This window comes from Streptomyces sp. NPDC029164 (assembly GCF_055563995.1).
Map to the genome: position 1 here is coordinate 1 of NZ_JBVHWW010000067.1, position 13769 is coordinate 13769.

Below are 13769 nucleotides of genomic sequence, written 5' to 3' on the forward strand. Positions count from 1 at the left end.
GGGTCGGAGAGCGGAGCCTTGTTGTGTTCGGCGCCCTGCGGGGACACCCCGACACACACCCGACCCCGTCCCAACCGGCCCGGCTGCTACCCCAGAACCTGCGACCTTGCCGCACCTATTCAGCCCCGCCGCACCCTATTCAGCCTCCGCCGCACAACTCCAGCCTCGCCGGCGTTTGAGGCGCGGGGTCCGGGGCGGAGCCCCGATCTTTGAGCCGCACCGTTCAGCCTTGCCGCACCACGGCCTCCGCCACTCCGTCCAGCCTCGCCGCACTACTTCAGCACGCCGCACCAAATCCAGCCCCGCCGGCGTTTGAGGCGCGGGGTGTGGGGCGGAGCCCCGGTCTTTGAGCCGCACCGTTCGGCCTTGCCGCACCACGCCCTCCGCCACTCCATCAAGCCGCGCCGCACCAAATCCAGCCTCGCCGGCGTTTGAGGCGCGGGGCGGAGCCACGGCAGCGGCGCCGCACCACTCCGGCCCCTGCGTCCTTCGGCTGCGCCGTACCGCGCGGGGCTGCGGGCCCGTCACGGGAGGTCATCGGTGGGTGGGTCGGCCTCGTACACGTGCGGGGTGTCCGCGTCCCACTCCACCAGCTCGGTGCCGCCGAGGACCACGTCGTCGGGGTCCGGCATGCCGGCCCGCCGCAGGAACTCGATGACGTCCTCGTCCGAGTGGGCCAGCCCGAGGGACTGCTCTCCGCTCGCGGTCCGCAGGGTCACCTGCCGGCCTCCCGACGGGAAGATCCGGTGTACGACGACGGGCGCATGACGCATACCTCCAGCCTCGCCCCCAGGGCGCGGCCCGGCACCCCGGGGGGTCAGGGCGTACGGCCGACCGCCGGGATGCGGAACATCGAGGGATCGGGATAGGTGGCCTTTTCGGCCGAGAGGACCTCTTCGATCTCGGCCTTGAAGACGGGCTCGAAGAAGTCGACGGACAGCAGGAGCCGCAGTCCCCGCAGGGTCGGGTCGAGCAGCGGGCGGGCCATCCGGGCGCCGCCGCCGGAGATGCCGGAGAAGCCGGTACGGGCCGTCGCCGATCTCCCGCCCACGCGTTCCTCGAAGCCGGCGGTCGCGTAGCCGACGACCAGCGCCAGCTCGGTGAGGAACCTGCGGGTCCCGAGGGCCATCTCCTCGGCGCCCTGCAGTGTCTGGACGGAGCCGCCCGCGACCTTGAAGTCGTCGCTGTTGCGCTTGAGGCCGCGCGCCTCGTACACGGCGTGCGCCTCCTCGAAGAGCCGCCCCGCCTCGTCGACCGCCTTCATCGCCGTCACCAGCTGGTCGATGTCGATCTCGCGCTTCACGCTGCCTCCCGATCCGGAACCCATGGTGCACAGACCGTAGGAGGCAAAGCGTCCGCTGCGGAACACCCGTGCGGCGGTCAGATCCGGGAGCCTCCGGGGCCGCCCGGGGCCCCTCCCCCAGCCCTGGCTCCAACTCGCCGTGCCCTCTTGTGACTTGGGGCCAGTGTCTCAACAATGCACATGACAACCGAAGGATCTTCGGTCGCATTGTCATCAGAGGGGAACCCCCACATGAAGAAGCCTCTCGCCGGTGCCTTACTCTCGCTGCTCCTGACGGGAGCAGCGGTCGCCCCGGCCGTCGCCGCGCCGAACACCCAGGCCGCGCCCGCGGCGCCCGCCGTCGCCGTCGACTACGCCGGCACCGTGGCACTCAGCAACTGTTCCGGCTCCGTCGTCCGCGCGCCCGCCTCCCAGCCGAACGACCCCGCGCTCGTACTGTCCAACGGGCACTGCCTGGAGACCGGTTTCCCGGCCGCCGGCGAGGTCGTCAAGGACCGGCCGTCCTCGCGCTCCTTCTCGCTGCTCAACGCCTCGGGCTCGAAGGTCGCGACCCTGCGGGCCAGCAAGATCGCGTACGGGACGATGACCGACACGGACGTCTCGATCTACCAGCTCACCAAGACCTACGCCCAGATCCAGAGCCAGTACGGCATCTCCGCGCTGACCCTGAACGACGTGCGCCCGGCGCAGGGTTCGGCGATCAAGGTGGTCTCCGGCTACTGGAAGCGGATCTACAGCTGCAACGTGGACGGCTTCGCCTACCGCCTCAAGGAGGGCGACTGGACCTGGAAGGACTCGGTCCGTTACACCTCGTCGTGCAACACGATCGGCGGCACCTCCGGCTCGCCGGTCATCGACACCACGACCGGCAAGGTCGTCGCCGTCAACAACACGGGCAATGAGGACGGCGGACGCTGCACCGTGAACAACCCGTGCGAGGTCGACCAGAACGGCAACGTGACCGTGCGCCAGGGCATCAACTACGCCCAGGAGACGTACATCATCGTCCCCTGCATAGCCCCCGGCAACAAGATCGACCTGAACCGCCCCGGCTGTCTGCTGCCGAAGCCGTAGCCGCGGTCCATCCCCGCCCGTCCCGAAAAGCCCCACGGCCGGGCTCCGGGCGGGGATACTCGGACGCGTGGAACTGCACATCGATCACCGCTGGCTGCTGGAGCGGCAGGAGGCGCTGTTCAAGGACGTGGAGGTGGCCGACCACTCCGCCCTGGTCGCGGCCGTCGCCCGGCACCGGGTGAACACGCCCAGTCTGGAAGTGGACGACCCCGACGCCTACTGGCGCGCGGCGGCCCTGCTCGACGCGATCGTCCTGCTCCGGCCGCTGCCCGATTCCAACGAGTACTTCGCCTACGGGGTCGCCGTCGCGTACATCGAGGCCTCCGGCGAAGCCGTGGAGGCCTCCTACGAGCAGTGGCGCGACCTGATCACCGACATCCGCATGCTCCGCGTGAGCGTCTACGACGTGGCGGCGCGGCTGCGGTCCTGGCAGCCCGCGTAACCCCGGGCCGGGCCGTCAGCGCCTGCGCTGGGCGGGCGTGCCCACGAGGAGCGCGTCGGAGACCAGGCGAGCGCCGCGGGCGAGCCGGCCCAGCTGCTCGAGCTCCAGGGCGTACATCCTGATCGAGTTCTCGATGACCGTCTCGGCTATGCCCATCGTGGGCAGCTCGGCCCGGCTGGTCTGCAGGGCGGCCCGCACGGCGCGCATCTCGTGCTGCAGCTGGAGCTGGACGTGGCGGGCGAGGAGCGCGTGGTGGCGGGTGAGCGTGAGGTAGCCGCCGTAGCGGGCCGGAAGCAGGTCCCGCAGCCAGCGCGTGGCCGTGCGCTCCCAGTCGTGCGTTCCGGGCGCCTTGACCTGCAAGGGCCAGTCCGGGCTGAGCGTAAACGTGGCCGTCTGGGGCATTCTCGTCACTTCCGAATGGTGTCGAAGCTCTGATCGAGACGTTCTGGGGGCGGCCTCGGCCCAGGGGTTGACCGAGGCCGCCATGGGCGCTCTGCGGGATCCGAAAGCCTGGACTCGACCGCGCGGCCTCGACGTGAGGAGGTTCGCCGTGCCGTGCGTGCGGTCGGGAGGACGTGGGGTCGTCCTCCTTGGCATCTGGTGGATCCGGAGCGCCGTCGTCAGTAAACATATATACCGTCGAGTAAGCAAGAGTATGAAAAATTTCATGCACATCGAAGGCTGAATATCCCCTGGTGGAGCGGGCGAGGAGGCACCCAAACCGGCGCGAACCGCCCTACAGGAAGAAGCCGTGGTGGTGGGCGACCTGCTCGTAGTCCTCCAGGCGCGCCTGTGTCCGCTCGGGATCCGCGTCGGCCATCGACTGGAGCAGGGCCGCGGAGAGCATGCCGGGCGCCGCGTACGAGTCGAAGACCAGGCGGGAGCCGGTTCCCGCCGTGAGGGCCACGTCCGCCTCGTCCACCAGCGGCCCCAGGGTGGGGTCCGTGATCAGGACCACGCGCAGCCCCGTACTGCGGGCGGCCCGGATGGCTGCCAGGGTCTCCTTGGCGTGCCGCGGCATGGCGAAGGCGAGGACCCAGGTGCCGCCGGCCGCCCTGGACTGGAGCAGCGCGTCGAAGGCGACGCTGCCGCCGCGGGTCACCAGCCGGACGTCGGGGTGGATGCGCCGGGCCGCGTACGCGAAGTACTCCGCCAGGGAGACCGAGATGCGCAGCCCGAGGACGGTCAGCGGCACCGAGCCGGCCAGCTCGCGGCCGATGTCCAGCACCTGGTTGGTGTCGGCGAGCAGCCGGCGCACGTTCTCCAGGTTCTCGATCTCGGTGTCCACGGCCGCCTGGAGTTCGTTGCGGCGGATCTGCTCGCGGGTGTCCGGGGCACCGGCGACCGCGCTCAGCGCGATCGGCTGGAGCACGTCGCGCAGGGCGGGGTAGCCGCTGAAGCCGAGGGAGGAGGCGAAGCGGGTCACGGAGGGCTGGCTCACGCCCACCCGCTCGGCGAGCTCGGTGATCGACAGGAAGGCGGCCTCGGTGAGGTGGTCGATCAGGTACTGGGCGATGCGGCGCTGGCCCGGCGAGAGCCGCCGGCCGTCGAACAGGGCGAGCAGTCGGTCGGCCGGGGGACGGACCTCTTCCGACGACTGGCCGCTCGGCTTGATCGCGGCCGCCTGCGCGCGTGCCTGCTGCCCCGATGACACCGGAGGGCCTCCTTCTCACGTCACTCGCGTTCCAACATAGCTCACGCCCCGTGGTCGTTGATGATCAGTCCTCGGCCCGGGCGGTGACGGGGGCGTCGGTGCGGTCACCGAGGAACTCGTACCAGCAGTGCCGCAGGTGCACGTAGCGGGTGTCCGCCTCGGTGAGGGCGAGGAAGGAGTCGATCGTCGAGGTCAGCCGCTCGGCGAGGCCCCGGTCGGTGAGGGCGCCGTTCTCGGAGAACGCGTGGTGGGCATTGGCCAGACTGAACATGTCGGGGTAGACGCGGGCTCCGAGGTGCTCCAGCGGGACCCGCAGGGCCCACAGTCCGCGGTTGCCGCCGACCAGCGACGGCGAGGCCGAGACGAGCAGGGTCTGCTTGTCCTTGAAGGGCTGCGGGCGGCGGCGCGAGGCCCAGTCGACGGCGTTCTTCAGCGCGCCCGGGAGAGAGGCGTTGTACTCGGGCGAGGCGATCACCAGCGCCTGCGCGGCCTCCAGCCGCTCGCACATGGCCAGTGCGCCCTGCGGCACGCCCTCGTCGGCCTCCGCGTCGCCGTCGTACAGCGGCATGGGGAAGTCGGCGAGCGTGGCGGCGTCCGCGACGGCGCCGGCCCTGGCGACCAGGGCGGCGACGAGGGACGCGAGCCGGGCGTTGACCGAGCCGGTGCGCGAGGACCCGGACAGGACGAGCACCCGCAGGGAGGAACGGGAGAACACGTCCTCGTGCGGGCGGGCCGGGTCCGCCGGGAAGTGGTCGGTGTCGGTCGGGTTCATGCCGTCTCCCTGCTGTCGGCCGCTCCGGACGCCGGAACGGACTCGTGGACGGGCCACGCGCGGCGGGACCCGCACACACCGGTGTGCGGGTCCCGTCCGGGCCGCCGGGTCACTTCGCGCCGGGGTTCTCCCAGCGGTAGAACTCGTGGGCCATCGCGTCCTTCGGACTGCGCCAGGTCTCCGGGTTGTGCGGGCTGATGTAGGCCGTGAGCCGGTCGCTGAGGTCCCGGAACTCGGGGTGGTCGGTGACCTTCGCGATGGCCGGGCCCGGCGGCCGGTCCGACTCGATCAGGTGCAGGTACACGTCGCCGAACTGGAAGAGGCTGCGGCGCGTGACCCCTACGAGGTGCGGCAGTTCGCCCGCGTCGGAGCCCGCGAAGAGCTCGGCGATGTCGGGCGCCGACCCCGGTGCCATGCGGGCGACGATGAGGGCGCGGTGCGGCTGGTTCATCCGGGTGCCTGCCTTTCGTTTCAGAGACGGCTGACGGCGGGCGTGCGGTTCTCGCGCTCGCGCTGCTCGATCTTGTCCCGGATGAGGGCCATCTGGATCGGGGAGTTGCGGTTGATGTTGTCGGTCATCCACGCGTCGTCGACCGGCGCGTCCGGCTTCATCGCGAAGTCCTGGGTCCACTTCATCCGGGTGCCGCCGGGCACCTTGAAGTACTGCCAGTGGATGTCCATGTGGGCGAAGGGGCCCGTTTCCACGCGCCGGGCCCGGACCGTGAGGCCCTTGCGGTCGACGGTCCGCTCCGAGACCCAGCTCCAGACCTTGCCGTTCTCGTCGGGGTGCATGGTCAGGCGGAACCGGGTGGTGTCGCCCTCCTGGCCGAGGATCTCCAGCGAGGCGTACTCGCTGAACAGCTGCGGCCAGTTCGGGAGGTCGTTGGTCATCTCCCACACGACGTCCACGGGCGCGTTGACGGTGATCTCGTTCTCGGTGTGTCCTGGCATGTCAGGCTCCGGTCATCAGGCTGTTGTTGACGAGGTCGAGGAATTCCCCGGGGGTCTTGCAGCGGTCGGCGTCGGTGGGCAGGGCCCGCCCGCGCCGGTTCTCCAGTTCGCCGACGATGCCGAGCAGGCCCAGCGAATCGAGGCCGTACTCGTCGAAGGCGGAGTCCGGACGGCGTGCCATCTCGGCGGGATCGACGGTGATTCCGGCGGTCTTCATCAGCACCGCCAGCTCCTCCAGGGTCAGTCGGTCGGACATCTGGGTTCTCTCTTCCTACGAGGGAGCTACTCGTTCGCCGACGCGCCCTTGCGCAGGACGAGCGCGGAGTTGGACCCCATCCGGCCGCGGCTCAGCACGAGCGCGGTGCGCAGCTCCGCGGGGCGGGCGCTGCCGGTGACCACGTCGAGGTCGTGGCACACGTCGTAGACGTTCGGGGTCGGCGGCACGACACCGTGCTCCAGGGCCAGGACCGCGGCCGCGGTGTCGAGGGCGGGGGCGGCGCAGTACGCCCTGCCCGTACCGGACTTGGGCGCCGTGACCGGCACCTTCCGTCCGTACGCGCCGAGGGCGGCGGTGAGGGCGGCGGCCTCGGCCGCGTCCGCCTCCGGGGTTCCCAGGGCGTCGGCGAAGACCACGTCGACCTCCTCCGGCGCGCAGTCGGCCTCCCGGAGCGCGCCCCGGATGGCGTGGGCGAGTCCCTCCCCGGCGGCGTCCCGCCGCTGGGTGCCGGTGAAGGTCGCGGCGTGGCCGGCCAGGACGGCGCGGACCGTGGCGCCGCGGCGGCCGGCCTGCTCCTCGTCCTCGACGACGAACATCGCGCCGCCCTCGGCGGGGACGAATCCGCAGGCCTTGTCGGTGAACGGACGGTAGGCGCGCTCGGGGTCGTCCGAGGTGCTCAGTCCCTCGTACTCCAGCTGGCAGACGATGGAGTACGGCGCGAGGGGCGCCTCCGTCGCCCCGACCAGCATGGCCCGGCTGCCCTGGCGGATCGCGCGGACGGCGTGCGCGAAGGCGTCCAGCCCGCCCGCCTCGTCGCTGCACACGACCCCGCAGGGGCCCTTCAGCCCGCGGCGGATGGAGATCTGGCCGGTGCTGGCGGCGTAGAACCAGGCGATCGACTGGTAGGGGCCCACGAAGCGCGGCCCCTGTTCCCAGAGGTGCTGGAGCTCGCGCTGGCCGAACTCACCGCCGCCGGAGCCGGCGGCGGTGACGACGCCGACGGAGAAGGGGTCGCCCTCGTAGTCGGCCCGGCCGAGCCGGGCGTCCTCCAGGGCGAGATCGGCGGCGGCCAGGGCGTGGTGGGTGAAGCGGTCGGTCTGGACGAGGAAGCGGTCCTCGATCATGGCGCCGGGGTCGAAGCCCCTGACCTCGCCCGCGACGCGCAGTGGCAGGTGCTCGCACCCGGCCCGGGTGACGCGGTCCAGCACGCTGATTCCGGACTGGGTCGCCTTCCAGAAGGCGCTCGCGCCCACGCCGTTGGGGGCGATGACCCCGATGCCCGTGATGACCGTACGGCTGGTCACGAGACCTCCTCCTTCGGCCGGGTCATGACGACGGCGGACTGGAAGCCGCCGAAGCCGCTGCCCACGGAGAGCACGTTGCGCAGTTTCCGGCCGCGGGCGACCTTGGGCACGTAGTCCAGGTCGCACTCGGGGTCGGGCGTCTCGTAGTTCGCGGTCGGCGGCACCACCTGGTGGACCATGGCGAGTACGCAGGCCGCGAGTTCGATGGCGCCGATGGCGCCGAGGGAGTGACCCACCATGGATTTGATGGAGGTCATCGGCGTCTTGTAGGCGTGGTCGCCGAGGACCCGCTTGACCGCCGCGGTCTCGTGGCGGTCGTTCTGCTTGGTCCCGGAGCCGTGCGCGTTGACGTAGTCGATCTGGTCGGCGCCGACTCCGGCCTGGGCCAGGGCGGTTTCGATGGCCCGGGCCATCTCCAGGCCCTCGGCGGTCAGGCCGGTCATGTGGTGGGCGTTGCCGAAGGTGGCGTAGCCGCCGATCTCGCAGTAGACGGTCGCACCGCGGGCGCGGGCGTGTTCCAGCTCTTCGAGTACGAGGACGGCGCCGCCCTCGCCGAGGACGAACCCGTCCCGGTCGGCGTCGAACGGCCGGGAGGCGTGGGCCGGGTCGTCGTTGTTCGGCGAGGTGGCCTTGATGGCGTCGAAACAGGCCACGGTGATGGGCGATATGGGTGAGTCGGAGGCGCCTGCGATGCAGACGTCCATCCGGCCCTCCGCGATGGAGTGGACGGCGTACCCGATGGCGTCGAGTCCCGAGGTGCAGCCGGTGGAGACCGTCTGCACCGGGCCCCGCGCCCCGACCTCCTCCGCCACGGCGGAGGCGAGGGTGGCGGGGGTGAACGCGCGGTGCAGGTACGGGCCGGCCAGTTTGTGGTCCACGTCCCACCAGGAGCCGGACTGGCTCACGGCCACGTAGTCGTGCTCCAGACGGGTGGTGCCTCCGACGGCCGTGCCGAGGGAGACGCCGGTCCGCCAGGCCTCGTCCGCGTCGAGGTCGAGTGCCGCGTCGCGTACGGCCTCACGGGCGGCGACCAGGGCGAACTGGATGTACCGGTCCGCCCGGGCCGCTTCGCCCTCGCCGAGGCCGTGCGCGGCGGGGTCGAAGTCGACCTCGGCGGCTATCCGGGAGCGGAACCCCGTCGGGTCGAAAAGGCTGATGCCCCGCGTCGCCGTCCGGCCGTTGGACAGCAGGTCCCAGAAGTCGCGGACGCCGATCCCGCCGGGCGCGACGACGCCGACTCCGGTGACGGCCACCCGCCGGCGGGTCACGAGACCGCCCCCGTTCGGTCCGGAGGCTGCTCCCAGGCGGTGCCGGCCGGGTGCGGGGCCTCTTCGGTGTCGACGTGGCCCAGTTCGGGGCGCGGGGCGAGCGGTCCGAGGTGGAAGACCATGCGCGCCTCGACGTCCCCGACGTTGCGGAAGCGGTGGCGCACGTTGAGGGGGACGAGCAGGCCCTGGTCGGTGCGCAGCGGGTGGGCCTCGCCGTCGAGGTCGACCTCCAGCCGGCCGGCGACCACGTACACGAACTCCTCGGAGTACGGGTGGTAGTGCTCGGCGATGGATTCCCCGGGGGCCATGATCGCCATGCCCATGAAACCGCTGGTGGAGCCCACCGACGTCGGGGTGAGCACGGCCCTCAGATCGCCGCCGCGCCGGCGGTTGGGCGGCGTCTCGCTGAGGTCCACGATGCGTGGGCGCTGTCTGGTCATGGCGGGTTCCTCCTGGCGTGTGGGGAGAGCCTGGACGGGGATGGGGGTCGAGGCAGGGGGTGGACCGAGGGATGGGGAGGGGTGGGGTGGGGTGGTGCTCCGGATGGATTCCCCGGCGGCGATCAGGACTGCGCGGGTGCCCGGCGGTCGGTGATCAGGTTCATGGTGTGGTGCGCGGGGCGAACGCGCCCGCCGGGCGCGGCCGTCAGACGGGCGAGCACGGCCGCCTTGCGCGGGCCCGAGACGCCGAAGGCGATGTCGGGCTGGGCGTCGAGCGGGCCGCGCACGTCGATGAGACGGACGACGATGTCGTCACGCTGGAAGATGCTGCTGCTCCGTACGGGGCTCTCGGGGCGGTGCGCCGCCGCCTCGTCCTGCCGGGCGAGGAACTTGGCGAGCGCCGCGCCGCAGCCGGGCTTGGCCGGGTAGAACAGCGCGTGCCGCTGCACGTCGGCGGGGTCGGACTCGGTGGCGGCGATGTGGTGGACCGCCGGGAGCGCGGCCCGCATGAAGAACATGCGCGCGGATTCCGGGTCGTTCAGGTTCCGGTCCTGTTCGAGGTAGGGGTTGATCGCCTCCTCCACGGCGCGTACCTCGGGCTGCTCCGAGACGTGGCGCAGGGCCGTGACCAGGTCGCCCTGGACCTCCACCGTGCGTACCACCCGGTTGCCGTGCATGAAGAGCGAGGTGCGGCACAGGCGGGTGTGGGCGTCGACGCGGGCGGCCGGGGAGGCGTAGCTGGAGAGGATGGCCGCGACCTCCTTCTCGCTGCCCGGCTTGACGGTGAACGTGAGGGCGTGGCGCACGATTCCGGCGCCCAGCCGGGGTGTGGTCTGCAGGCGCGCCGTGGTCGGGCGGGCCGCCTGGTCGTAGCCGCGGCCGGTCTCCCGCAGAACGGTGAACTTGAGCGGGCGCATGTTGCGCGCGCACGCGCCCAGCGGCTTCACCTGTTCGGCGTGGTGCTCGCTGTTGACCCATGCGAGGTACTGCGGGGCGCTCTCCCACTCACTGGTGATGAGCCACTGCGAGGGGTCCTCGAAGGATTGGCACAGCTGGTCGCTGATGTGGCCCGGGACCGACGCGATGTCGTGGCGGAGCTGTTCGTACGCCTCGAAGAACTGCTGCTGGGTCCCCTCGTGGAGATCCATCAGCAGGACGACCCGGAGCATGGAGCCGTCGAAGGCTGACTGCGACACCCGTTCGGACAGGGTGGTTGTCATCTACTCACTCCTTCATGAGGGGGTGGAGATCCATCGCGTACGGACCCCTCGTCCGTCACCGGTGGCGTCCGCCCGGGCCGGCGGCCGCCTCCATGGGGAACGGGCAGGCCGGCGCGTCTCAGGGGGAGCCGCTGTCGCTCATCGTCATCCGGGCGGCGACGTACCGCTACATGTCCGGATCAAGCGGGTGACAACCGGCGAATCAACTGGGCCTGATCCCGGATCGGGGGCATAAAGACTCCACTCCCCCACACAGAAAACAGGAGCCCGCAGCTGATGGAAGACAACGCCGATGTTCGCGTACCGGTTCTCGTCGTGGGCGGCTCCCTCGTGGGCCTGTCCACCTCGCTTTTCCTGAGCCGCCACGGAGTGAGGCACCTGCTCGTCGAGAAGCACTCCGGTACGTCCCCGCACCCGCGAGGCCGCGGCATCAACGCCCGGACGATGGAGCTGTTCCGCACGGCAGGGGCGGAGCGCGCGATCCGCCAGGCGGCGTCCGTACTGGAGGGCATTCAGGGCATTCTGCAGGCCCGGTCACTGACCGACCGCAGCGACCACAACTGGCTGATCAAGTCGATCGATCCGTCGGGGGCGATCGCCCGTTTCAGCCCGACCGGCTGGTGCCTGTGCAGCCAGAACAACATCGAGCCGGTGCTGGCCGCGCAGAGCCGCGCGCAGGGCGCGGACGTGCGGTTCTCCACCGAACTGATGAGCTTCGACCAGGACGCCACCGGAGTGAACGCCGTGGTGAAGGACCGGTTGACGGGCGAGCACAGCACGGTGCGCGCGGACTTCCTGATCGCGGCGGACGGGCCGCGCAGTCCCGTCAGAGAGCAGTTGCGGATCCCCCAGACGGGTAACGGGGAGCTGTTCCACAACGTCAGCGTCACCTTCCGCTCGGAGCGGCTCGTCCAGGTGCTGGGCGACCTGCGGTTCATCGTCTGCTACCTGATGCGCCCGGGGGCCGACGGGGCCCTGCTGCCGGTGGACAACCAGACGCAGTGGGTCTTCCACGCCCCGTGGCACCCGGAGCACGGCGAGACCCTGGAGGACTTCACCGACGAGCGGTGCGTGGACCAGATCCGCGACGCGATCGGCGTACCCGACCTGGACGTGGAGATCGGCGGCAAGGCGCCGTGGCATGCGGCCGAACGGGTGGCCGAGCGGTACTCGTCCGGCCGGGTGTTCCTCGCCGGGGACGCGGCCCACGAGATGTCCCCCACCGGGGCCTTCGGCTCCAACACGGGCATCCAGGACGCGCACAACCTGGCGTGGAAGATCGCCGCGGTGCTGGACGGATCGGCCGGCATGGGGCTGCTCGAGACCTACGAGGCCGAGCGGCTGCCGGTGGCCAAGGCCACCAGCGAGCGGGCCTCGGCCCGTTCGGCGGAACACAGCCACCCCGGGTACGCCCCCCCGCCCACCATGGGCGGCGGGCCGGGCAGCGGGGTGCTCACCACGGCCATGGGCTACTGCTACCCGAGCGGCGCGCTCGTCGGCGGCGAGCCCGGCCGGCCCGTCATCCCCGAGACGTTGCACATGGTCGGCGACACCGGGACCCGGGCCCCGCACATGTGGCTGACCCGGGCGGGTGAACGGATCTCCACCCTGGACCTCTACGAGCGCTCCTTCGTGCTGCTCAGCGGCGTCGGCTCGCCGTGGCGGGCGGCCGCGGAGCAGGTGGCCGGGCAGCTCCCGGTGCGGCTGGACGCCTACACCATCGGCTCCGGTCCGTCGGCCGACCTGGTCCAGGACGGCGGCGGCTCCGACTGGAGCGAGGTCCACGCGATGAGCGCCGAGGGCGCCGTGCTCGTACGGCCGGACGGGTTCGTGGCCTGGCGCTCGGAGGGCGCGGTCGCCGACCCCCGCGCGACGCTGCACGAGGTCCTCTCGACGGTGCTGCGCCGGGCGTGACCACCTCGTCCCCCCTTCCGCCGGCCGTGCACGCGGCTGGCGGAAGGGGTTCAGCGGCAGGCCCAGCAGCCCGCCCAGCAACCGGGGTCGGGCCGGGCGGTACGGCGTCGGCCGGCTTCGGAGCCGACGCCGCCGCCCGCAGCACCGCGAGCTCGGGCCCGGTCTCCGCCCCGGCCACGGTCACGGTCAAGGGAGTTCCGGTGCGCGTAACACGCGATGACGACCGCGAGCGCGGCCAGTTCCTCCGGGGCGGCAACGCCCCTCTCCACACGCAGCAGGCTCGCTATCGGGACATCGTTCGACATCGGCACGGCCTCTCTCACGGGGGCTGCGCGTGCGCCCGGCCGCGGCACGAGGGGCGGACCGGATCGGCGCCGACACGGGCGGCACACGGGTGGCTCGGTGCGCTGACGGGACGTGTTCCGCGTGTGCGAACCGGCCGGCGGACTCCTGTCGGGTCACCAGGACTCCTGTCGCGACCGACGCTACAAGCGCGCGGCGGACCCGGCACTCCGGGGGCGTGCGGTCCGAGGACGTGCTGTTCGGGGGCGTTGACGCCGCGGGGCCTGTCGTGACCGGCCACGGGCCCCTGTTGTGCCGGGGCTGCGCCGGCCGGCTGTACGCCGTCTGCATCACGGACCACTCCGGCGGGAACACCGCCGGCCAGTGGGAGGTCGACCACGAGATGCCCGGGGAGTGCCCGCTGGCCGGGCTGTTGCCCCTGACCGGGACGGCGGTCGACGTCCACGACCTGCCGGGAGCGGAGGAAGTGATCGGTCCGGCCTTCTGAGCGGGGCGGGTTGGGCCGCACGGGTGATCTCCGTCCGCCGCGGCGCTGCCGGCGGCCTCGTGGGAGGCGTCCGCGGTGCGTGCGTTCACTCTTTGAACTCCCGCTGCACGTAAGGGCTTTCCCGGTTCAATCTCTTGACGGCCGCGAGCGCGGGGAGCCACAGTGTCCAGCGGCGCCGTTCTGAGAGCGCTCTCAGAACGGTGGTCCCGACTCTTCCCCCGCACCGCGCCTCACCGCGCTTCAGAGAGGGCACCCATGCGTGAGATATCCGGCAGGACACGACCGACGGTCCGGCGGGCCGTCCTGGCCGCGCTCAGCACGATCGCCGTGGTCGCGGGGGGGGGGGGGGGGGGGGGGGGGGCCCCCCCACCCCCCCCCTCCCCCCCCCCCCTCCGCGGGGTTCCTCTGGGTTTTTGGACG

The 13769-nt window shown here is 71.7% G+C and carries 16 protein-coding genes; 4 read left to right on the plus strand and 12 right to left on the minus strand.

Annotation, left to right across the window (positions count from 1 at the left end; all coding sequences use genetic code 11):
- Positions 1-524 precede the first annotated feature (524 nt).
- Both ACZ4VT_RS36265 and ACZ4VT_RS36270 read right to left on the minus strand, forming a co-directional pair.
- Complete coding sequence (locus ACZ4VT_RS36265; RefSeq protein ID WP_467955630.1) at positions 525-773, minus strand: hypothetical protein; 249 nt, start codon at positions 771-773, stop codon at positions 525-527.
- Positions 774-817: 44 nt separating this feature from the next.
- The gene (locus ACZ4VT_RS36270; protein ID WP_467955631.1) at positions 818-1327 is read right to left on the minus strand and encodes a hypothetical protein; all 510 of its coding nucleotides are present in this window, start codon (positions 1325-1327) and stop codon (positions 818-820) included.
- A gap of 207 nt (positions 1328-1534) precedes the next feature.
- On the opposite strand from ACZ4VT_RS36270, the gene ACZ4VT_RS36275 reads away from it, so the two are divergent.
- Together ACZ4VT_RS36275 and ACZ4VT_RS36280 are read left to right on the plus strand one after the other, a co-directional pair.
- Positions 1535-2377, plus strand: a complete 843-nt coding sequence (locus tag ACZ4VT_RS36275; RefSeq protein WP_467955632.1) for a S1 family peptidase — start codon at positions 1535-1537, stop codon at positions 2375-2377.
- A 67-nt stretch (positions 2378-2444) separates the two neighbouring features.
- Positions 2445-2819, plus strand: a complete 375-nt coding sequence (locus ACZ4VT_RS36280) for a hypothetical protein (RefSeq protein ID WP_030723419.1) — start codon at positions 2445-2447, stop codon at positions 2817-2819.
- A gap of 15 nt (positions 2820-2834) precedes the next feature.
- Here the strand turns inward: ACZ4VT_RS36280 and ACZ4VT_RS36285 are convergent, their stop codons facing one another.
- The 10 genes from ACZ4VT_RS36285 to ACZ4VT_RS36330 form a co-directional block, all read right to left on the minus strand.
- The gene (locus ACZ4VT_RS36285) at positions 2835-3221 is read right to left on the minus strand and encodes a hypothetical protein (RefSeq protein WP_362813803.1); all 387 of its coding nucleotides are present in this window, start codon (positions 3219-3221) and stop codon (positions 2835-2837) included.
- A gap of 334 nt (positions 3222-3555) precedes the next feature.
- Positions 3556-4473 carry a MurR/RpiR family transcriptional regulator gene (locus ACZ4VT_RS36290; RefSeq protein ID WP_467955633.1) on the minus strand — a complete coding sequence of 306 codons (918 nt, stop codon included), beginning with the start codon at positions 4471-4473 and terminating at the stop codon, positions 3556-3558.
- Between the two features lie 64 nt (positions 4474-4537).
- On the minus strand, positions 4538-5170 hold the full coding sequence (locus ACZ4VT_RS36295) for an NADPH-dependent FMN reductase (protein WP_467955644.1): 633 nt from the start codon (positions 5168-5170) through the stop codon (positions 4538-4540).
- A gap of 184 nt (positions 5171-5354) precedes the next feature.
- Positions 5355-5696, minus strand: a complete 342-nt coding sequence (locus ACZ4VT_RS36300; RefSeq protein ID WP_319732405.1) for a TcmI family type II polyketide cyclase — start codon at positions 5694-5696, stop codon at positions 5355-5357.
- 20 nt (positions 5697-5716) lie between these two features.
- Positions 5717-6196 (minus strand): SRPBCC family protein, encoded by a 480-nt coding sequence (locus ACZ4VT_RS36305; protein WP_467955634.1) that lies wholly within the window; start codon positions 6194-6196, stop codon positions 5717-5719.
- Position 6197: 1 nt separating this feature from the next.
- Positions 6198-6452, minus strand: a complete 255-nt coding sequence (locus ACZ4VT_RS36310; RefSeq protein ID WP_365479198.1) for an acyl carrier protein — start codon at positions 6450-6452, stop codon at positions 6198-6200.
- Positions 6453-6478: 26 nt separating this feature from the next.
- Positions 6479-7717, minus strand: a complete 1239-nt coding sequence (locus ACZ4VT_RS36315; RefSeq protein WP_467955635.1) for a beta-ketoacyl synthase N-terminal-like domain-containing protein — start codon at positions 7715-7717, stop codon at positions 6479-6481.
- Complete coding sequence (locus ACZ4VT_RS36320; RefSeq protein WP_467955636.1) at positions 7714-8985, minus strand: beta-ketoacyl-[acyl-carrier-protein] synthase family protein; 1272 nt, start codon at positions 8983-8985, stop codon at positions 7714-7716. The genes ACZ4VT_RS36315 and ACZ4VT_RS36320 overlap by 4 nt, the downstream gene beginning before the upstream one ends.
- Positions 8982-9425, minus strand: coding sequence for a cupin domain-containing protein (locus ACZ4VT_RS36325; protein ID WP_467955637.1), 444 nt, complete (start codon positions 9423-9425; stop codon positions 8982-8984). Before ACZ4VT_RS36325 ends, ACZ4VT_RS36320 begins: the two co-directional genes overlap by 4 nt.
- 122 nt (positions 9426-9547) lie before the next feature.
- Complete coding sequence (locus ACZ4VT_RS36330; RefSeq protein ID WP_467955638.1) at positions 9548-10645, minus strand: SchA/CurD-like domain-containing protein; 1098 nt, start codon at positions 10643-10645, stop codon at positions 9548-9550.
- A 276-nt stretch (positions 10646-10921) separates the two neighbouring features.
- On the opposite strand from ACZ4VT_RS36330, the gene ACZ4VT_RS36335 reads away from it, so the two are divergent.
- Both ACZ4VT_RS36335 and ACZ4VT_RS36340 read left to right on the plus strand, forming a co-directional pair.
- Positions 10922-12559 carry an FAD-dependent oxidoreductase gene (locus tag ACZ4VT_RS36335; protein ID WP_467955639.1) on the plus strand — a complete coding sequence of 546 codons (1638 nt, stop codon included), beginning with the start codon at positions 10922-10924 and terminating at the stop codon, positions 12557-12559.
- Positions 12560-13130: 571 nt separating this feature from the next.
- Positions 13131-13349 (plus strand): hypothetical protein, encoded by a 219-nt coding sequence (locus ACZ4VT_RS36340; protein WP_467955640.1) that lies wholly within the window; start codon positions 13131-13133, stop codon positions 13347-13349.
- Positions 13350-13769 lie beyond the last annotated feature (420 nt).

Excerpts from the sequence above, each read along its gene's own strand:
- ACZ4VT_RS36305 (WP_467955634.1), bottom strand. The coding sequence starts at position 6,196 with ATGCCAGGACACACCGAGAACGAGATCACCGTCAACGCGCCCGTGGAC.
- ACZ4VT_RS36265 (WP_467955630.1), bottom strand. The coding sequence starts at position 773 with ATGCGTCATGCGCCCGTCGTCGTACACCGGATCTTCCCGTCGGGAGGC.
- ACZ4VT_RS36285 (WP_362813803.1), bottom strand. The coding sequence starts at position 3,221 with ATGCCCCAGACGGCCACGTTTACGCTCAGCCCGGACTGGCCCTTGCAG.
- ACZ4VT_RS36270 (WP_467955631.1), bottom strand. The coding sequence starts at position 1,327 with ATGGGTTCCGGATCGGGAGGCAGCGTGAAGCGCGAGATCGACATCGAC.
- ACZ4VT_RS36335 (WP_467955639.1), top strand. The coding sequence starts at position 10,922 with ATGGAAGACAACGCCGATGTTCGCGTACCGGTTCTCGTCGTGGGCGGC.
- ACZ4VT_RS36325 (WP_467955637.1), bottom strand. The coding sequence starts at position 9,425 with ATGACCAGACAGCGCCCACGCATCGTGGACCTCAGCGAGACGCCGCCC.
- ACZ4VT_RS36275 (WP_467955632.1), top strand. The coding sequence starts at position 1,535 with ATGAAGAAGCCTCTCGCCGGTGCCTTACTCTCGCTGCTCCTGACGGGA.
- ACZ4VT_RS36330 (WP_467955638.1), bottom strand. The coding sequence starts at position 10,645 with ATGACAACCACCCTGTCCGAACGGGTGTCGCAGTCAGCCTTCGACGGC.
- ACZ4VT_RS36310 (WP_365479198.1), bottom strand. The coding sequence starts at position 6,452 with ATGTCCGACCGACTGACCCTGGAGGAGCTGGCGGTGCTGATGAAGACC.
- ACZ4VT_RS36300 (WP_319732405.1), bottom strand. The coding sequence starts at position 5,696 with ATGAACCAGCCGCACCGCGCCCTCATCGTCGCCCGCATGGCACCGGGG.